Here is an 18784-nt window from a genome sequence, read left to right as displayed (position 1 = left end):
CCATGTTGAGCAGCGTTCGACGCTACTGGTATGGCCGCACGTTCCGAACGGGCGAGTTCGCGCCGCTCTTTGCCACCCCACCCGAAGATGAACGGGTCGCCCTCGATTTCGAGACCACCAGTCTCGATCCCGAGCAGGCCGAGATCGTCTCCATCGGGGCGGTGCGCATTCAGGGCAACCGGCTGTTGACCGGCGAGGCCCTCGCCATCAAAGTGCAGCCACCGGCCAGCCTGACCAGCCAATCTGTGGTGATCCACGGTCTGCGTCATCAGGATCTGCAACAGGGGATGGAGCTGGAAGCCGCGCTGCGCCTGCTGCTCGACTTTATCGGCCCCCGTGAACTGGTGGGCTATCACATCGCCTACGACCTGCGTATTCTCAATCTCGCCTGCCAGAAATTGTGGGGATTGACCCTGCCCCAACGAGGGATCGAGGTGAGCCAGCTCTATCACGACCACCTCTATCGCCGCTATCCCGATGCGGCTATTGACCTCCATTTGAGTGCCATCTGCAGCCACCTTGAACTGCCATCCCTGCCCGCCCACGATGCCCTTGCCGATGCCACCACGGCCGCGCTCATCTACCTGCGCCTGACCTGCGGCTCACCGCTGGCTTATCCCAAAGTCTAATTGTCGACAAGTAACATTTAATTCACATTTTGCTTACATGAGCAGATTACCTGCTCGTCGGGGTTACCCCATCCACCGCTGACACTCATGTCATGGAGAACTGCAATGGAACAGCAAAGCTATCTGAGGATCCAGCAAGATCCCAACTTCCAGGAGCTGGTCGCCAAACGCCAGCGTTTTGCCTGGGCCCTCTCGGCTCTGATGCTGGGACTCTACCTGGCGTTTATTCTGCTCATCGCCTTTGCCCCCGGTTGGCTGGGCACCCCGCTCAGCGAGGGCTCGACCATCACTCGCGGTATCCCAATGGGAGTGGGCTTGATCCTCTCCTCCTTCGTGCTGACCGGCATCTATGTGTTTCGGGCCAACGGCGAGTTTGATGAACTGAACCAGAAGATCCTCAAGGGAGCACAGTCATGAGCACACACAGCATGAAAGGCAAGTGGCTACTGTTGGCCTCACTGGTCTCCTCCCCCCTGTGGGCAGCGGATGCACTGACCGGAGAGGTACAGCGTCAACCTCTCAACGTGTCAGCCATTGTGATGTTCCTGCTGTTTGTGGCCGCGACCCTGGCTATCACCTACTGGGCCTCCAAGCGTAACCGCTCGGCTTCCGACTACTATGCCGCCGGTGGCCGCATCACCGGCTTCCAGAACGGTCTGGCCATCGCCGGAGACTATATGTCCGCCGCCTCCTTCCTCGGGATCTCCGCGCTGGTCTACACCTCCGGCTATGACGGCCTCATCTACTCCATCGGCTTTCTGGTGGGCTGGCCCATCATTTTGTTCCTGATCGCCGAACGGCTGCGCAACCTCGGCAAATACACCTTTGCCGATGTCGCCTCCTACCGCCTCAAGCAGACCGAGGTGCGTACCCTCTCCGCCTGTGGCTCGCTGGTGGTGGTTGCTCTCTATCTGATCGCCCAGATGGTCGGTGCCGGCAAACTGATCGAGCTGCTGTTTGGCCTGCAATACCATGTGGCCGTGGTGCTGGTCGGCATCCTGATGGTGCTCTACGTGCTGTTTGGCGGCATGCTGGCCACCACCTGGGTGCAGATCATCAAGGCAGTGATGCTGCTCTCTGGTGCATCCTTCATGGCCATCATGGTCATGAAATCGGTCAACTTCGACATCGGCGCCCTGTTTAGCGAAGCGGTCAAAGTGCACGAGAAAGGGATCGCCATCATGAGCCCAGGTGGCCTGGTTGCTGACCCCATCTCCGCCATCTCGCTCGGTCTGGCATTGATGTTCGGTACCGCCGGCCTTCCCCATATCCTGATGCGTTTCTTCACCGTGAGCGATGCCAAAGAGGCGCGTAAATCGGTGTTCTACGCCACTGGCTTTATCGGTTACTTCTATATCCTCACCTTCATCATCGGCTTTGGCGCCATCCTGCTGGTGAGCACCAATCCGGCCTTCAAGGATGCCACCGGCGCCCTGCTGGGCGGCACCAACATGGCAGCCGTCCACCTGGCTGATGCAGTGGGTGGCAGTCTGTTCCTCGGGTTCATCTCTGCGGTCGCCTTCGCCACCATTCTGGCGGTAGTCGCCGGATTGACCCTGGCGGGTGCCTCTGCGGTCTCCCATGACCTCTATGCTAGCGTGTTGAAGAAGGGCAAGGCCAACGAGACCGATGAACTGCGTGTCTCCAAGATGACGACTCTGGTGCTGGGTGTGGTTGCCATTGGTCTGGGGATCCTGTTCGAGAAGCAGAACATCGCCTTCATGGTGGGTTTGGCCTTCTCCATCGCCGCCAGCTGCAACTTCCCGGTGCTGTTCCTCTCGATGTTCTGGTCACGCCTGACCACCCGTGGCGCCGTCTACGGTGGCTGGCTGGGGCTGGTGAGCGCAGTGACCCTGATGATCCTGGGCCCGACCGTGTGGGTGAAAGTGCTGGGCCATGCCCAGGCGATTTTCCCCTACGAATACCCCGCCCTCTTCTCCATGGGCTTGGCCTTCGCCGGGATCTGGTTCTTCTCCATCACCGACAGCTCCCAGAACGCCGCCGACGAACATGCCAAGTTCCTGCCGCAGTTCGTTCGCTCCCAGACCGGGCTGGGTGCCTCTGGCGCCACCTCCCACTGATAATTGGATGACACCACCAAGCCGGCCTCGTGCCGGCTTTTTTCATGGTGGATCCCTCTGCGGCCAAATAGCCATCTGACCGATCCAGATCACAGTTCTTGCTAAAACTTTTTGGGGATCTGTGCCATAATGCGCGCCATTTGACAGACCAACCGGGACACTCATCTTGTTAAGCAGCAATAACATCACCATGCAATTCGGCGCCAAGCCGCTGTTCGAGAACATCAACGTCAAGTTTGGCGGCGGCAACCGCTATGGCCTTATTGGCGCCAACGGCTGTGGCAAGTCCACCTTTATGAAGATCCTCGGCGGCGATCTGGAGCCCAGTGGCGGTAATGTGAGCCTGGACGTCAATGAGCGCATCGGTAAGCTGCGCCAGGATCAGTTCGCCTACGAAGATACCCGTGTCCTGGACGTGGTCATGATGGGTCACACCGAGCTGTGGGCGGCCATTGCCGAGCGCGATGCCATCTACGCCAACCTCGAAGCGACCGATGACGACTACATGAAGGCCGCCGAGCTGGAAGGGCTGGTCGCTGAATATGACGGCTACACCGCCGAAGCGCGTGCCGGTCAGTTGCTGCTGGGTGCCGGTATTCCCATCGAACAGCACAACGGCCCGATGAGTGAAGTGGCGCCAGGCTGGAAACTGCGGGTGCTGCTGGCACAAGCGCTGTTCTCCAACCCGGACATCCTGTTGCTGGACGAACCGACCAACAACCTGGATATCAACACCATCCGCTGGCTGGAGCAGGTGCTTAACGATCGTGAAAGTACCATGATCATCATCTCTCACGACCGTCACTTCCTGAACTCCGTCTGTACTCACATGGCGGATCTGGACTACGGCGAGCTGCGCGTCTATCCGGGTAACTACGATGACTACATGCTGGCCGCCACTCAGGCGCGCGAGCGTCTGCTGGCCGACAACGCCAAGAAGAAGGCCCAGATCGCCGATCTGCAATCCTTCGTCTCCCGTTTCAGTGCCAACGCCTCCAAGTCCAGCCAGGCCACCTCCCGCCTCAAGCAGATCGACAAGATCAAGATTGAGGAAGTGAAGGTCTCCAGCCGTCAGAACCCCTTCATCCGCTTCGAGCAGGAGAAGAAGCTCTACCGCAACATTCTGGAAGTTGAAGGCGTCTCCAAGGGTTATGGTGAAGGTCCCCTGTTCAAGGGCCTCAACATGATGCTGGAAGTGGGTGAGAAGGTCGCCATTTTGGGTACCAACGGTATCGGTAAATCGACCCTGATCAAGACCCTGGTTGGCGCGCTGGCACCGGACAGCGGTACTATCAAGTGGTCCGAGAATGCCCAGATCGGTTACTACGCCCAGGATCACGCCGAAGATTTCGACACCGATCTCAATGTGTTCGACTGGATGGCCCAATGGAAACAGGAGAACGAAGACGAGCAGGCTGTGCGCTCCGTACTCGGCCGTCTGCTCTTCTCCCAGGACGACATCAAGAAGCCGGTCAAGGTGCTCTCCGGTGGTGAACAGGGCCGCATGCTGTTCGGCAAGCTGATGATGCAGCGCCCCAACATCCTGATCATGGATGAGCCGACCAACCACCTGGACATGGAATCTATCGAATCCTTGAACCTGGCCCTCGAGATGTATAAGGGTACCCTGATCTTCGTCTCCCACGACCGCGAATTCGTCTCCTCTCTGGCGACCCGCATCCTGGAGCTGACCGAAGATGGCATCCGCGATTTCGGCGGCACCTACGAGGATTACCTGCGCACCCAGGGCGTGGTATAACCCCGTTCCTGCACAAGTTCGCAATGAAAAACCGGCACTCAGGTGCCGGTTTTTTTATATCCCGTATTTAGACGACTGAGATGGCGTATAGCCGCGGTGTGACTACACGCCACAGAACAGAGCACAGAGCACAGAGCACAGAGCACAGAGCACAGAGCACAGAGCACAGAGCACAGAGCTTGAGTATCCCCCCCTCTTCCCACAGATAAAAAAACGGCTCCATCAAGGAGCCGTTTTCAATGGATTGCGCAGTGCCGATTACTCGACGGTCGCTTCCACACTGGTGAAGTACTCGATCTTGGCCGCTTTGCGCAGCTCGTCGATCAGAGACTTGTAATCCACTTGGGCTTTGCCCTGACCCAGCTGAGCTTGCAGCATGGCGGCCATGCCGGATGCGGCGGCAGGGACGTTGACCTTGTCCAGCGAAACCACAACGCGGTCACCATTGGTCTCGGCAACCAGAGCCACGCTCGGCTTGCCGTCGATCGGATGGGGCAGTGTGAACGCCTGGGCAATCAGATTCTGATCCAGCTCGCGATCGAAGCGGGCAACCCCTGTGTGGGTCTCCACTTTCAGACCGAGTGCAGTCAGATCGGCGGTGATGCTTTCACCGACCTTCAGCTTGTCCAGCAGGCCCTGCGCCTTGCCACGGGCCACTTCACCGGCCTTGTCATGCTTGATGGCGGCAATCACCTGCTCTTTCACTTCCGCCAGCGGCTTGACGGCCTTCGGCTGGTGGCCGGTGATGTGCAGCACCAGCGCCTTGCCATCTGCCAGCTCGATCACGTCGGAGTTGGTGTTGTCATCGCGCAGTTGCTCGGAGAACGCCACGGAGAGCACCTTGGGATCGTTCAGCGGAGCCGGAGCAGTCGCCTGGGTGAAGAAATCGGAAGATTGAACCTTCATCCCCATGGCATCAGCGGTCAAGTCCAGCGAGTCCGGGTTTTCGAAGCTGTTGTCAGCCATCTTCTGCTGCTCGGCGAAGAACTTCTCCTTGGCCTTGTCAGCTTGCAGACGAGTGATGGTCTCTTCTTTCACATCGGCAAACGGCTTGGTCTGGGCAGCTTCAACCCCCAGCAGCTTGATGATGTGGAAACCGAACGGGCTCTTCACCACGGCGGAGAGATCACCCGCCTTGTTCAGGGCAAAAGCGGCTTTCTCGAAGGAAGGATCCATCACCCCTTTCTCGAACCAGTCCAGCTCGCCGCCTTTTTTGGCGGAGAAGGTATCGGAAGAGTCAGCCTTGGCCAGCGCAGCGAAATCATCGCCCGCCTTGGCTTTGGCCAGCACGGCTTCTGCTTTCTGCTCGGCCGCTTTCTCGTCCTTGCCAAACGAGATCAGGATGTGAGCCACGTGGCGACGCTCGGCACGCTGGAACAGATCCTGGTGCTGATCGTAGTAATCCTGGGCATCCTGCTCGGTGACCTTGATATCCTTGGCGAGGTTAGCGGCGTCCAGCAGCAGATAGTCGACCTTGATCTGTTCGTCATTCATGAAACGGGCGCCATTGGTCTTGTAGTACTGCTCGAGCTCGTTGTCGGAGACCTGAACATCAGCCATGTAGTTGGCGGCAGCCAGACGCACCAGACGCAGATCGCGAGTCTGGTTGTAGAGCTTGTCGAGCTGCTCCGCTTCACCCTTGAGGGAGAACTCGGTGCCCAGCAGGGCGCTCATCAACTGTTGACGCACCATGTCCTGACGCAGGGAGTCACGGAACATTTCAGGAGTCATGCCGGCACGACGGATCAGTTGCAGATAGCGGTCATTGTTGAACTTGCCGTTCTCGGCAAACTCCGGCATAGCCACGATGGCTTGCTTGATCTGTTCGTCACTGATGCGCAGACCCAGTTCACGGGCCTTGCTATCCAGCAGCGCCTGATCGATCAGCCGATCCAGCACACCGCGACGGAACTGTTTCATGTAATCGGGGTTCGCGGCCAGCTGGCTGAATGCCTCTCCCATCTGGGACTCCATGCGGGCGCGCTCGTTACGGTAGGCATTTTCCAGTGCCGCAGCACTGATCTCGGTGCCATTGACGGTGGCGGGGGCTGTACGGGCCGGGCCGTTCAGGTAACTACCTACACCAGCCAAGGCAAAGGAGAGGATGATCAGGCCCAAGATAACCTTGGCTACCTTGCCCTGCGCCCCTTCGCGTAGTTTATCCAACATCATGTTTGTACTTATGCTCCCGAACTCGATGGGCGTAAACAATAAAAAGGCGCACCGATTGCGATGCGCCTTGGTCAATCAGTATGAGAGAAGACTCTCTAACTTGTCTGGTCTGCGACCAAGGACGGTAGCCGACGGATATCAGCGACCGACTTAGTTAACAGCGTCTTTCAGGGCCTTACCGGCTTTGAAGGCAGGAACTTTACCAGCAGCGATTTCGATGGTCGCGCCAGTCTGCGGGTTACGGCCTGAACGGGCAGCACGCTCGCGTACAGCGAAAGTACCGAAACCAACCAGAGCAACCTGGTCACCCTCTTTCAGCGCTTCACCAACAGCATCAATGAAGGCATCCAACGCACGGCCAGCGGCAGCTTTGGAGATATCGGCACCGTCTGCAATCTTGTCAATCAGTTGAGATTTATTCACTCTTATATTCCCCTTTTATCAAACACCGCTGCGGCGCTGATTTCCCTGGCCACAACAAGTGGAGGTTTTATAGCAAGCCTCCTGATCAGTTGCAAGTGACAATCTGGCGCAAACCCGCGCCACACAACGCATTGCGACTCATCACGAGTACCCGATCGGTGGTCAAGGCTACTTCCGTTATCGGGCGCATGCAAGCCTTAACCACCCGCCGAATGCGCCAAATTTGCGGCGCATCAACATTTACACGACAGAAACGCGCTCAAACCCCTGTGGATTGTCCTGCAACGCCAATTCCAGCACCTCGTCAATCCAGCGAACCGGATAAATTTCAAGGTCTTGTTTGACGTTTGCCGGGATCTCCTCAAGGTCACGCTCGTTCTCTTTCGGAATAAGCACTCGCTTGATGCCGCCACGGTGGGCTGCCAGCAACTTCTCCTTGAGACCACCGATGGGCAGCACTTCGCCGCGTAAGGTGATCTCCCCTGTCATCGCCACATCAGCACGAACCGGATTACCGGTCAAGCTGGAGACCAGGGCGGTACACATGGCGATACCGGCGCTCGGACCATCTTTCGGGGTTGCCCCTTCCGGTACGTGCACGTGGATATCGCGCTTCTCGTAGAAGTCGGCGTTGATGCGCAGCTTCTCGGCACGGGCTCGTACGACCGTCATGGCCGCCTGGATGGACTCCTGCATCACATCACCGAGAGAACCGGTGTAAGTGAGCTTGCCCTTGCCCGGCATGTTGGTGGTCTCGATGGTGAGCAGATCGCCCCCCACTTCGGTCCACGCCAAACCACACACCTGACCCACTTGATTCTGGTCGGTGGCCTTGCCGTAATCGAAACGCTGCACCCCGAGGAACTCCTTGAGGTTGGCCTGATTGACCTGAACATGTTTGATGCTCTTGTCCAGCAGAATGCGCTTGACCGCCTTGCGACAAATCTTGGAGATCTCGCGCTCCAGACTCCGCACCCCCGCCTCGCGGGTATAGTAGCGGATCACTCCGACCAGGGCAGAATCTTCGATGCTGATCTCGGACTCTTTCAGGCCGTTGCGCTGGATCTGCTTGGCAACCAGATGCTGCTTGGCAATGTTGAGCTTCTCATCTTCGGTGTAACCGGAGAGACGGATCACTTCCATCCGGTCCAGCAAGGGGCCCGGGATGTTCATGGAGTTGGAGGTGGCCACGAACATCACGTCCGACAGGTCATAATCCACTTCCAGATAGTGATCGTTGAAGCTGTTGTTCTGTTCCGGGTCCAGCACTTCCAGCAAGGCGGATGCGGGATCGCCGCGCATGTCCGAGCTCATCTTGTCGATCTCGTCGAGCAGGAACAGCGGGTTCTTCACGCCGACTTTCGCCATCTTCTGGATCAGCTTGCCTGGCATGGAACCGATGTAGGTACGACGGTGACCGCGGATCTCCGCTTCGTCACGCACCCCACCCAAGGCCATCCGCACATATTTGCGGCCGGTCGCCTTGGCGATGGATTGGCCCAGCGAGGTCTTGCCCACACCGGGAGGCCCAACCAGACAGAGGATGGGGCCCTTGAGCTTGTTCACCCGTGCCTGTACCGCCAGATATTCGAGGATGCGATCCTTGACCTTCTCAAGGCCATAGTGATCGGCATCCAGCACCTCTTGCGCCTTGCCCAGGTCTTTCTTGACCTTGGAGCGCGCCTTCCACGGCACCTGTACCATCCAGTCCACATAGCTGCGCACCACGGTAGCCTCGGCGGACATGGGAGACATCATCTTCAGCTTGGCAAGCTCGGCCTGGGCCTTTTCACGGGCATCTTCCGGCATGCCCGCCTCTTCAATCTTGCGATTGAGGGCTTCGAACTCATCCGGGCTATCTTCCAGCTCACCCAGCTCTTTCTGGATGGCCTTCATCTGTTCGTTGAGGTAATACTCGCGCTGGCTCTTCTCCATCTGCTTCTTGACGCGAGTTCGGATGCGCTTCTCGACCTGCAGCAGATCAATCTCCGACTCCATCATCGCCATCAGGAATTCGATGCGCTCGGAGACAGAGACAATCTCCAGCACCTTCTGCTTGTCTTCCAGCTTGAGCGGCATGTGGGCCGCCATGGTGTCGGCCAGACGCGCAGCATCGTCGATCGCCGAGATCGAGGTCAGTACCTCGGGCGGGATCTTCTTGTTGAGCTTGATATAGCCTTCAAACTGGCCGATGGCGGAGCGAACCAGTACTTCCTGATCCTTCTCCTCAATGGCTTGAGAGGGGATGTACTGGGCCTCGCAGACAAAGAAATCCTTGTCGTCGATCATCCGCTCCAGGCGGGCACGCTGCCCCCCCTCTACCAGCACCTTGACGGTGCCGTCCGGCAGCTTGAGCATCTGCAGAATATTGGCCACTGTCCCGACGGTGAAGATCTCCTCCACGGTCGGCTCATCGGTTGACGCATCCTTCTGGGCCACCAGCAGAACTTTCTTGTCCTGCTCCATGGCCGCTTCCAGACAGCGAATGGATTTTTCCCGCCCCACAAAGAGTGGAATGACCATGTGGGGATATACCACCACGTCACGAAGAGGCAGGACGGGAATCTCGATGCGTTCTGAACGCTCTAGGTTCATATATGTCCTCTCGGCTTGTTATACCGTTGGTAAAGCGCTTGGCTGAGTATATGGGGGCGCTGAGATGAGATTCAATCGCCGAAACCGTAAAAAGCATGGAAGGGGCAAAAAGCCCCTTCCATTTGATTAAAAATCAGACATTTACTCTGATGCGGCAGCCTGGGTCTCGGGATTTTCGTAGATCATCAAGGGCGCAGAGTCCCCTTTGATCACGGTCTCGTCGATCACCACCTTGCTGACCCCTTCCAGAGAAGGCAGGTCATACATGGTATCCAGCAGCACGGCTTCCACGATGGAACGCAGACCACGAGCACCGGTTTTACGCTCCATCGCCTTGCGGGCAATGGCGTTGAGTGCGTCGTCACGGAACTCCAGCTCGACCCCTTCCAGATCGAACAACGCAGCGTACTGTTTGGTCAGCGCGTTTTTCGGCTCTTTCAGGATCTGGATAAGCGCAGACTCGTCCAGTTCGGTCAGGGTCGCGACCACCGGCAGACGGCCGATGAACTCGGGGATCAGACCGTACTTGATCAGATCTTCCGGCTCCACCTTGGCGAAGGTCTCGCTCAGGGTGGCCTTGGCATCCTTGGATTTCACCTCGGCGCCAAAACCGATACCGGTTCCCTTCACGGAACGCTGCTCGATCACCTTGTCCAGACCGGCAAAGGCACCGCCGCAGATGAAGAGGATCTTGGAGGTATCAACCTGCAAGAACTCCTGCTGCGGATGCTTGCGACCACCTTGCGGCGGCACGGAAGCGATGGTCCCTTCGATCAGCTTGAGCAGTGCCTGTTGTACCCCTTCCCCGGAGACATCGCGGGTGATGGAGGGGTTGTCCGACTTGCGGGAGATCTTGTCGATCTCGTCGATATAGACGATGCCACGCTGGGCCTTCTCTACGTCGTAATCGCACTTTTGCAGCAGCTTCTGGATGATGTTCTCCACGTCCTCGCCCACATAACCGGCTTCGGTCAAGGTAGTCGCATCGGCCATGGTAAACGGCACATCAAGCAGGCGAGCCAGGGTCTCGGCCAGCAGGGTCTTGCCACTACCGGTCGGGCCAATCAGCAGAATGTTGGACTTGCCCAGTTCCACACCACTGTTTTCGCCGCTGTTGCGCAGACGCTTGTAGTGGTTGTAGACGGCAACGGCCAACACCTTCTTGGCATACTCCTGCCCGATCACATAGTCATCGAGATGAGCGCGGATCTGATGAGGGGTCGGCAGCTCGTTACCATCGCGCTTGGGCGAGATCTCGCGGATCTCTTCGCGGATGATGTCGTTGCACAGCTCGACGCACTCATCACATACGTAGACGGAAGGGCCAGCGATCAGCTTGCGCACTTCATGCTGGCTTTTGCCGCAAAAAGAGCAGTAGAGCAGCTTATCACCCTCACCCTTGCGTTTTTCTGTCATTCAGCAACCTCGTTTTATCAATAGAGGATGGATCGGCCTGTTGAGTTTACAACAGACCGGGACACCCTGCTCAGCCACGCTGGCTCAGGACACCGTCAACCAGACCATAGGCCACGGCCTGCTCGGCGGACATGAAGTTGTCACGATCGGTGTCACGCTCGATGGTAGCCATGTCCTGACCGGTGTGGAACGCCAGGCGCTCGTTCAGGGTATTTTTGATCTTCAGGATCTCCTGGGCGTGGATCTGGATATCAGATGCCTGACCCTGGAAGCCACCCAGCGGCTGGTGGATCATCACGCGGGCGTTAGGCAGGCAGAAACGCTTGCCCTTGGCGCCGCCAGCCAGCAGGAAGGCCCCCATGGAGCAGGCCTGCCCCATGCAGACGGTGCTGACATCCGGCTTGATGAACTGCATGGTGTCATAGATGGACATGCCCGCAGTCACCGAACCACCCGGCGAGTTGATGTAGATATAGATGTCCTTGTCCGGATTCTCGGACTCGAGGAACAGCAGCTGGGCCACCACCAGATTGGCCATGTGATCTTCAACCTGACCAGTCAGGAAGATCACCCGCTCTTTCAGCAGACGGGAGTAAATATCGTAGGAACGTTCACCCTTGGCAGTCTGTTCGACCACGATGGGGACCAGCGCATTGCTGGGAGAATCGGTCATATCGTTATAGTTCTTGTACATAAGGCATTGTCCCTAAAATAAAATGGCCCGAGTGGAGATCACACGAGCCATTATACTTAACAGTCTTGACCTTAAGTCAAATGTTCTTAGGCAGCGGCGCCAGACTTGTTGATCACTTCGTCAAAGGCCACTTCTTTTTCGGTCACTTGCGCTTTGGACAGGATCAGGTCGATGGCTTGATCTTCTACTGCCAGGTTACGAACGCCGTTCAGCATCTGTTCGTTCTTCTGGTAGTACTCAATCACTTCCTTCGGATCTTCGTAGGCAGTCGCCATGGACTCGATGATGCTGGTTACGCGGGCATCGTCAGCCTTGATCTCGTTGGTGCGGATCACATCACCCAGCAGCAGGCCTACGCGTACACGACGCTCAGCTTGAGCCTGGAACAGTTCAGCCGGCAGCTCGGGAGCGTTGCCGCCCTGGAAACCACCGAAGCGCTGCAGAGCTTGCTGACGCAGGGTGTCGATCTCTTGAGCAACAGCGGCTTTCGGCAGGTCGATCAGGTTGGCTTCAACCAGACCGTTCAGAACCTGCTCTTTCACGCTGTTTTTCAGGGCTTGAGCCAGTTCGCGCTCCATGTTCTTGCGCACTTCGGCTTTCAGCTCTTCAACAGAACCGCTTTCGATACCGAAACGCTTCACGAACTCTTCGGTCAGCTCAGGCAGGATCTGCTCTTCAACCTTGATCAGCTTGGAAGCGAACTTGGCTTCTTTGCCTTTCAGGTTTTCAGCGTGGTAGTCAGCCGGGAAGGTCACTTCGATGGTGAACTCGTCGCCTGCTTTCTTGCCCATGATGGCGTCTTCGAAGCCCGGGATCATGCGGCCAGCGCCCAGCACCAGGTTGAAGCCTTCAGCTTTGCCGCCGTCGAACTCTTCACCGTCGATGGAACCGACGAAGTCCATGGTCACACGCATGCCATTGGCAGCGGCAACATCGGCATCAGCCCAGGTAGCGTGCTGCTTGCGCAGGGTGTCGATCATGTTGGCCAGATCTTCATCCTTAACTGTCGCAACCGGCTTCTCGACCTTGATGGTCTCAAGACCTGCAACTTCGAACTCCGGGTACACTTCGAAAGTGGCGGTGAATTCGAAATCCTGACCTTCCTGGATCTCTTTCGGATCCATGGTCGGGGCGCCGGCCGGGCTCAGTTTGTTGTCGATGATGGCTTTGATGAAGTTGCTCTGCATCATTTCATCAGCAACGCGGGCGTGAGCCATGGCGCCGAACATCTTCTTGATGATGGCAACCGGAGCCTTGCCAGGACGGAAACCGTCGATGCGACGAGTTTTGGCCAGGCCATTCAATTCTTTACGCACAGCGGCGTCTACGGTAGCGGCCGGTACAGTGATGGTAAGACGGCGTTCCAGACCCTGGGTTGTCTCTACAGAAACTTGCATTCTTCTACCTCGTTCAACTCAGCACTGTGTGCTGACCCTTATTGCCCCTGGGCAAAGCCCGGAGTCTTCCTGTTTATAAAGACAACGATATGTCTTTGTGATGAGAAAATATGACGCGGCATTATAGCGGCGCACTTTGGTCGAGTCGAGCCACACATCCCCCACATTGAGCGGCGTGCAAGCACAATTCGTGCAAAACTGCCCTTTATATGGGGAGAGAGGCACCCGACTTCAACCATCCGGTGACGATAATTTTGCGTTTGTTCACCTTTTTTCAGCCGAATGCCGATTTATTACCCATTTTTCGCCGCAAAACGGGCCGCTGTCGCGGGCGGCGACTTAATTTGTCCAGCCAAATGGCGATTGACCCAATCAACCATTGCGTCCCCTGCCCTCCCTCGTTATGGTGGCAGCCAAATTGATGTATCTGGAGTCACTCACATGGCCTTTTTCCGCTTCTTGTTCAATCTGCTCTGGTTTGTACTGGGAGGTATCTTTATGGGCCTGGCCTGGTGGCTGGCCGGTCTTATCTGCTTTATCTCGCTGGTCGGCATCCCCTGGGGACGCGCCTGCTTCGTGATCGGCACCTTTACCTTCTTCCCTTTTGGCAAGCAGGCGGTCAATCGCAAGACCATGACTGGCCAGAGCGATATCGGCACCGGCACCCTGGGGCTGATTGGCAACATTCTCTGGTTCGTGCTGATCGGTATCTGGCTGGCCATCGGCCACATCGCTTCCGCGCTGGCCTGCTTCGTGACCATTATCGGTATCCCGTTCGGTATCCAGCACCTCAAGCTGGCACTGATCAGCCTGGCGCCCATTGGCCAGATGATTGTGACCAACCAGGAGGCTGAATCGGGTCGCTATATCCGCTAACTGCGGGAAATGCGCGGGCAGACGCTGCCCTGCAACGAAAAAAAGGGCAGACTAGGGTCTGCCCTTTTCTATTCTCTTTCGTTGAGGCCATCATGTTACCCAGCCACTTTTTCGCCAATCTCGCCCGCATGAAACTCATCTATCGCTGGCCCCTGATGCGCAACATCCAGCCGGAAAACATCGCCGAGCACAGCCTGCAAGTCGCCATGGTGGCCCATGCCCTCGGCATCATCAAAAACCGGCTGTTTGGCGGCAACGTGAATGCCGATCGCGCCGCCGTGATGGCCCTCTACCACGACAGCAGTGAGGTGCTGACCGGCGATCTGCCCACCCCGGTCAAATACTTCAACCCCGAAATTGCCCGCGAGTACAAGAAGATAGAACTGGCCGCCGAACAGCGCCTGCTCGCCATGCTGCCGCCAGAACTGGTCGATGACTTTCGCCCCCTGCTCGACTCGGGAGCACAGGATGAGGAGCTGGCAAGGCTGGTGAAAGATGCCGACACCCTCTGTGCCTATACCAAGTGTCTGGAGGAGATCAACGCCGGCAACCGGGAGTTCGAACCGGCTCGCAAGCGCCTCGAGGCCATGCTGACAGCCCGGATGAGCGATGAGATGCGCTACTTTATCGATACCTTTGTGGCCAGCTTCTCCCTGCCGCTCGATGAGTTGAACGCCCACTAAGTCCGCTCACACAGACAAAAAAACAGAAGAGCCCGCCGGTTTAACACCGGCGGGCCCTTCGTTCTTTATCGACGGATCAAATGCATCGCATCAGTGACCCAGCTCGCGGGAGGGCACCAGACCGCTCGCCCGCCAAGCGGGATAGAGGGTCGCCACCAGACTCATCAGAATGGCGGCGCCTGTCACGATGAGCAGATCCTGCATATGCAACTCGGTCGGCAAGAAGTCGATGAAGTAGATATCCGGATTGAGGAAGCGGTGGCCAATCACCCCTTCGATAAACCCCAGGATCTGGGTCAGCTTGCTGGAGAGCAGCCCACCCAGCAGCGCGCCAAGCAACGCACCGGCCACGCCGTTGACCATCCCCTGAATGACGAAGGTGAGCCGGATCTGGCCGGGGCTCGCCCCCATGGTTTTCAGGATGGCAATCTCGCTGCGCTTCTCATTCACCGCCATCACCAGGGTGGAGACGATGTTGAAACAGGCGACGGCCACCACCATCAGCATCACCACATACATGACGGTACGCACCATCTGGATGTCCTGATAGAGGTAGCCCTGGCTGTTCATCCAGCTGCGGATATAGACGTGATGGGGGAATTGCTGCGCGGCGGCTACCGTGATGGATTGCGCCTTGAGCACATCGCTCACCCGCAGGCTGAAGCCCTCTACATCGCTGCCCATACCGGTGATGGTCTGGGCATCGGCCAGATGCATAAAGCCGAGCAGACCGTCGAGCTGACCACCAATTTCCAGCAGTCCTACCACGGTCAGGGCTTCGCGCCGGGGATTCTTGATCCCGGCCTGATCGCCCCCTTGCGGCAGCAGCAGGGCGACCGCGTCCCCCACCTTGACCCCCAGCTTGTCGGCGATGGTCTTGCCGAGGATCACCCCGTGCTCGCCCGGTTGCAGCTCACGCAGGCCGCGGCCCGTCATGTATTTACCGGCATCCGACAGATTGGCTTCCAGATCGGGCAGCACGGCGCGCAGTTGCACCCCCTTGAGGGCAGAGCCGTGCTCCAGCAGGCCATTGAGGCGAATGACCGGCGCGGCCGCCTCGACACCCGGCTGGGCCAGCAGGTAGTCACGCAGACGGGGCCAGTCCGGCAGCGGCCGCTCGACGGCGTCCAGCTCACCTTGCGGCACGACCGAGAGCACCCGAACTTTGAGCTCACGCTCGAAACCGTTCATGGCGGAGAGGCCCAAAATCAGCGCCATCACCCCGAGGGCGATACCGATCAGGGAAGAGGCAGAGATAAAGGCGATAAACCCGTTGCGACGGCGGGAGCGGCTGTAACGCAGGCCCAAAAAGAGGGGCAGCGGTTTGAACATCAGGCAACCTCCGCCATCACGCCGCTCACCAGGGTCACCCGGCGATGGAGCTTGGCCGCCAGGCTCAAGTCGTGGGTCACCACCACAAAGGCGGTGCCCAGCTCACGATTCAGTTCACACAACAGTTCGTACACCGCAGTGGCACTGGCGTGATCCAGATTGCCGGTGGGTTCATCCGCCAGCACCAGGCTCGGTTCGTTGACCAACGCCCGGGCGATCGCCACCCGCTGACGTTCGCCACCGGAGAGCTCGGACGGTCTGTGGTTGAGACGATGGGAGAGCCCTACCCGCCCCAGCATCTTGGTTGCCTTTTCGGTGGCAACCGCCACCGACTCACCGGCGATCAGCAGCGGCATGGCCGCATTTTCCAGCGCACTGAACTCGGAGAGCAGGTGGTGGAACTGGTAGACAAAGCCCAGCTCGCGGTTGCGAAAACGGGCTTGGGTGCGGCTATCCCAATGGTGAATATCCTCCCCATTGAACAGTACGGCGCCGCTGGAGGGGTTATCAAGGGCCCCCATCAGATGCAGCAGAGTGGTCTTGCCGGAGCCCGAACTCCCCACCACTGCCAGCATTTCACCGGGCGCGACGCAGAGATCGATCCCCTTAAGCACCTGAGTCTCCAGCTCCCCCTCTTTATAGACATGATTGAGCGCCTGGCAGCGCAGCAGAGGTTCACGGGATACGGCTTCATTCATAACAGGGGCTCCACTTGCCTCGGTAACAACGCTGGTACCCGTAACTACGGGGGCACCAGTCACAACAGAAGATGCATTATTCACGGTATTACTCATAACGCAGCGCCTCGGCCGGTTTCACCCGCGCAGCGCGGGCCGCCGGATAGAGGGTGGCACTGAAGCTCAGCAGCACGGCGCCCAGCAAGATGGTGATGACCTGAGCCGGCTCGACAATCACCGGCAAGCCACTGCCGCCCGCCGCCATATAGAGGTTGAGCCCCACCGCATTGAGCAGAGGGTTGAGACCCAAGGAGAGCGCCAGGCCCGCCAGTCCGCCAAACAGGGCGCCAATCACCCCGCTGGAGGCGCCGAGCACCATGAAGATTTTGACGATCCCCGACTCACTCATGCCCATGGTGCGCAGGATGGCCACTTCGCCCTCCTTGTCCGTCACCACCATCACCAGCGCGGAGAGGATGTTGAAGGTAGCGACGGCGATGATCAGCACCAGCATCAGCCCCATCATCCGTTTTTCCATGGCAACCGCCTGGAACAGCTCGCCCCGCTCGCGGCGCCAATCCTGCCATATCAAGCCATCCGGCAACGGTGTCTTGATCACCTCGTCGGCCGCAAACGGATCATCGAGCCAGAGGCGAATGCCACCAACGGTTTCTGTCGGCAGGCGCAGCAGCCGCTGGGCATCCCCCAGCGCGATCAACGCAATCTGGTTATCCACATCGGCGCCGACCCCGAAGATGCCGGAGACAGTAAAGAGGCGCTGGGCCGGTACCCGGCCAAACGGGGTGAAGCGAGTTCCTTCGGTCAGGATCAGCCGAACCTGATCGCCGATGGAGACATTGAGGCGGCGTGCCACCCCCTGCCCCAGCACGATGCGGTAGTGACCAGCCTGCAAGGTATCGAGCCGTCCCCCCAGCATCTGGGAGTGCAGGATATCATCCTTGGGCCACTTTGCAGGGTCGATCCCCTGCACGCTCACCCCGGTCAGCTGGCCTGGGCTTTGCAGCATCCCTTCGCTGTCGAGCATGGGGGCAGAGGCAACCACATGGGGTAATTTAGCCAGATCCGGCAAGCCTTGCGGGTCTGCATCAATGCGGCCAGCCTGATTGGTCACCACCACATGGGGGATCACCCCAAGGATGCGCCCTTTGAGCTGCCCTTCGAAACCGTTCATCACCGAAATGACCACCATCAGGGCAGCGACCCCGATGGCGATGCCAAAGGTAGAGAACAGGGAGATAAATGAGACGAAGCGATTGCTGCGCTTCGAGCCTGCATAACGTAGGCCGATGGCCAGCGAAAGGGGCTGAAAAAGTCCGGTCTTCAAGGATATGTACGTTGCCAACAAAATAAGATACCGGATAATAAAGGGAAACCGTCCATGACAACAAGGGATAGCCTCCATGCAGGAACAGTTCTTCAGCGTCACTCATGCCACGCCGGTCAATGTGATCCCCATGCCGGCCGACTTCCACCTCCCCTCGCTGGAGGAGCTGGACGCTGAGCTGCCGGAGCCCTTTCGGATCTCCTCGGCCATTACCTCCATCGATCTGGTGACCACTCGCCTGCTGCGCAACCAGAACGAGTCGATGCACGATCTGATCGAGATCGTCAATCAGCAGTCCCGCAAGATCGACATGATCATGGGCTATGTGCTCTCCGTGCAGGACCATCCGGAGCAGCGCTTCCACACCCTGCGTTTCGGGGCCGGCCAGCTCACCTATCTGCATCCCTATCATGGTCACGGGGATGCGCCGCACCTGCACCAGATCGTGCGCCTCAAGATCTTCCTGCGGGAAGAGGCGGCCGCCATCTACTGCTATGGCCAGGTCAAACAGCTCGACGGCGGTGAACATGGCACCCATGTGCAGCTCGACTATGTGCGGATCCGCGAAGATGACCGTGAACTGCTGGTTCGTGCCAGCCTCCACGTGCAATCGAAACAGCTCAAACTGCGCGCCCAAGAATGTCAGCGCTAACCAGAGCGAACGTCAGCGATAGATAACGTCAACGTTAAAAGAATCGAACCATG

General features: G+C 58.1%; 16 protein-coding genes. 7 read left to right on the top strand and 9 right to left on the bottom strand.

The window, feature by feature from the left end:
• Positions 1 to 2 precede the first annotated feature (2 nt).
• The 4 genes from ACW5W8_RS05800 to ACW5W8_RS05785 all read left to right on the top strand — a co-directional run bounded on the left by ACW5W8_RS05800 (position 3) and on the right by ACW5W8_RS05785 (position 4469).
• Positions 3 to 629: a 3'-5' exonuclease gene (locus tag ACW5W8_RS05800; protein ID WP_498626879.1), complete on the top strand. Its 627-nt coding sequence runs from the start codon at positions 3 to 5 to the stop codon at positions 627 to 629.
• Between the two features lie 105 nt (positions 630 to 734).
• Positions 735 to 1046 carry a DUF485 domain-containing protein gene (locus tag ACW5W8_RS05795; RefSeq protein ID WP_431363279.1) on the top strand — a complete coding sequence of 104 codons (312 nt, stop codon included), beginning with the start codon at positions 735 to 737 and terminating at the stop codon, positions 1044 to 1046.
• Positions 1047 to 1057: 11 nt separating this feature from the next.
• Positions 1058 to 2710: a cation acetate symporter gene (locus ACW5W8_RS05790; RefSeq protein ID WP_498626933.1), complete on the top strand. Its 1653-nt coding sequence runs from the start codon at positions 1058 to 1060 to the stop codon at positions 2708 to 2710.
• 166 nt (positions 2711 to 2876) lie between these two features.
• On the top strand, positions 2877 to 4469 hold the full coding sequence (locus ACW5W8_RS05785; RefSeq protein ID WP_498626878.1) for an ABC-F family ATPase: 1593 nt from the start codon (positions 2877 to 2879) through the stop codon (positions 4467 to 4469).
• 258 nt (positions 4470 to 4727) lie between these two features.
• Here the strand turns inward: ACW5W8_RS05785 and ppiD are convergent, their stop codons facing one another.
• From ppiD to tig, 6 genes are all read right to left on the bottom strand, one after another.
• Positions 4728 to 6641, bottom strand: a complete 1914-nt coding sequence (ppiD, locus tag ACW5W8_RS05780) for a peptidylprolyl isomerase (RefSeq protein WP_498626877.1) — start codon at positions 6639 to 6641, stop codon at positions 4728 to 4730.
• A gap of 150 nt (positions 6642 to 6791) precedes the next feature.
• The gene (gene hupB / locus ACW5W8_RS05775; protein WP_005315375.1) at positions 6792 to 7064 is read right to left on the bottom strand and encodes a nucleoid-associated protein HU-beta; all 273 of its coding nucleotides are present in this window, start codon (positions 7062 to 7064) and stop codon (positions 6792 to 6794) included.
• 240 nt (positions 7065 to 7304) lie between these two features.
• On the bottom strand, positions 7305 to 9659 hold the full coding sequence (gene lon, locus ACW5W8_RS05770) for an endopeptidase La (protein ID WP_498626876.1): 2355 nt from the start codon (positions 9657 to 9659) through the stop codon (positions 7305 to 7307).
• 141 nt (positions 9660 to 9800) lie between these two features.
• The gene (gene clpX, locus ACW5W8_RS05765) at positions 9801 to 11075 is read right to left on the bottom strand and encodes an ATP-dependent protease ATP-binding subunit ClpX (RefSeq protein WP_498626875.1); all 1275 of its coding nucleotides are present in this window, start codon (positions 11073 to 11075) and stop codon (positions 9801 to 9803) included.
• Positions 11076 to 11145: 70 nt separating this feature from the next.
• Positions 11146 to 11769: an ATP-dependent Clp endopeptidase proteolytic subunit ClpP gene (clpP, locus tag ACW5W8_RS05760; RefSeq protein ID WP_498626874.1), complete on the bottom strand. Its 624-nt coding sequence runs from the start codon at positions 11767 to 11769 to the stop codon at positions 11146 to 11148.
• 86 nt (positions 11770 to 11855) lie between these two features.
• On the bottom strand, positions 11856 to 13166 hold the full coding sequence (tig, locus tag ACW5W8_RS05755; RefSeq protein ID WP_498626873.1) for a trigger factor: 1311 nt from the start codon (positions 13164 to 13166) through the stop codon (positions 11856 to 11858).
• A gap of 441 nt (positions 13167 to 13607) precedes the next feature.
• Between tig and ACW5W8_RS05750 the strand changes: the two genes are divergently transcribed.
• Positions 13608 to 14042: a YccF domain-containing protein gene (locus tag ACW5W8_RS05750; protein ID WP_498626871.1), complete on the top strand. Its 435-nt coding sequence runs from the start codon at positions 13608 to 13610 to the stop codon at positions 14040 to 14042.
• A gap of 92 nt (positions 14043 to 14134) precedes the next feature.
• On the top strand, positions 14135 to 14725 hold the full coding sequence (yfbR, locus tag ACW5W8_RS05745) for a 5'-deoxynucleotidase (RefSeq protein WP_498626870.1): 591 nt from the start codon (positions 14135 to 14137) through the stop codon (positions 14723 to 14725).
• A gap of 90 nt (positions 14726 to 14815) precedes the next feature.
• Here the strand turns inward: yfbR and lolE are convergent, their stop codons facing one another.
• The 3 genes from lolE to ACW5W8_RS05730 all read right to left on the bottom strand — a co-directional run bounded on the left by lolE (position 14816) and on the right by ACW5W8_RS05730 (position 18079).
• A complete protein-coding gene (lolE, locus tag ACW5W8_RS05740) occupies positions 14816 to 16057 on the bottom strand; it encodes a lipoprotein-releasing ABC transporter permease subunit LolE (protein ID WP_498626869.1) in 1242 nt (413 codons plus the stop codon).
• Positions 16057 to 16755 carry a lipoprotein-releasing ABC transporter ATP-binding protein LolD gene (lolD, locus tag ACW5W8_RS05735; RefSeq protein ID WP_498626867.1) on the bottom strand — a complete coding sequence of 233 codons (699 nt, stop codon included), beginning with the start codon at positions 16753 to 16755 and terminating at the stop codon, positions 16057 to 16059. Before lolD ends, lolE begins: the two co-directional genes overlap by 1 nt.
• Positions 16756 to 16843: 88 nt before the next feature.
• Positions 16844 to 18079, bottom strand: a complete 1236-nt coding sequence (locus ACW5W8_RS05730; protein ID WP_498626866.1) for a lipoprotein-releasing ABC transporter permease subunit — start codon at positions 18077 to 18079, stop codon at positions 16844 to 16846.
• 76 nt (positions 18080 to 18155) lie between these two features.
• On the opposite strand from ACW5W8_RS05730, the gene ACW5W8_RS05725 reads away from it, so the two are divergent.
• On the top strand, positions 18156 to 18731 hold the full coding sequence (locus ACW5W8_RS05725) for a PilZ domain-containing protein (protein ID WP_498626865.1): 576 nt from the start codon (positions 18156 to 18158) through the stop codon (positions 18729 to 18731).
• Positions 18732 to 18784 lie beyond the last annotated feature (53 nt).

Source organism: Aeromonas aquatilis (assembly GCF_054052405.1).
This window is presented reverse-complemented; position numbering and strand designations above follow the sequence as displayed.

Excerpts from the sequence above, each read along its gene's own strand:
- ACW5W8_RS05750 (WP_498626871.1), top strand. The coding sequence starts at position 13,608 with ATGGCCTTTTTCCGCTTCTTGTTCAATCTGCTCTGGTTTGTACTGGGA.
- lolD (WP_498626867.1), bottom strand. The coding sequence starts at position 16,755 with ATGAATGAAGCCGTATCCCGTGAACCTCTGCTGCGCTGCCAGGCGCTC.
- lon (WP_498626876.1), bottom strand. The coding sequence starts at position 9,659 with ATGAACCTAGAGCGTTCAGAACGCATCGAGATTCCCGTCCTGCCTCTT.
- ACW5W8_RS05790 (WP_498626933.1), top strand. The coding sequence starts at position 1,058 with ATGAAAGGCAAGTGGCTACTGTTGGCCTCACTGGTCTCCTCCCCCCTG.
- tig (WP_498626873.1), bottom strand. The coding sequence starts at position 13,166 with ATGCAAGTTTCTGTAGAGACAACCCAGGGTCTGGAACGCCGTCTTACC.
- ACW5W8_RS05725 (WP_498626865.1), top strand. The coding sequence starts at position 18,156 with ATGCAGGAACAGTTCTTCAGCGTCACTCATGCCACGCCGGTCAATGTG.
- ACW5W8_RS05800 (WP_498626879.1), top strand. The coding sequence starts at position 3 with ATGTTGAGCAGCGTTCGACGCTACTGGTATGGCCGCACGTTCCGAACG.
- clpX (WP_498626875.1), bottom strand. The coding sequence starts at position 11,075 with ATGACAGAAAAACGCAAGGGTGAGGGTGATAAGCTGCTCTACTGCTCT.
- clpP (WP_498626874.1), bottom strand. The coding sequence starts at position 11,769 with ATGTACAAGAACTATAACGATATGACCGATTCTCCCAGCAATGCGCTG.
- ppiD (WP_498626877.1), bottom strand. The coding sequence starts at position 6,641 with ATGATGTTGGATAAACTACGCGAAGGGGCGCAGGGCAAGGTAGCCAAG.
- lolE (WP_498626869.1), bottom strand. The coding sequence starts at position 16,057 with ATGTTCAAACCGCTGCCCCTCTTTTTGGGCCTGCGTTACAGCCGCTCC.
- yfbR (WP_498626870.1), top strand. The coding sequence starts at position 14,135 with ATGTTACCCAGCCACTTTTTCGCCAATCTCGCCCGCATGAAACTCATC.
- ACW5W8_RS05795 (WP_431363279.1), top strand. The coding sequence starts at position 735 with ATGGAACAGCAAAGCTATCTGAGGATCCAGCAAGATCCCAACTTCCAG.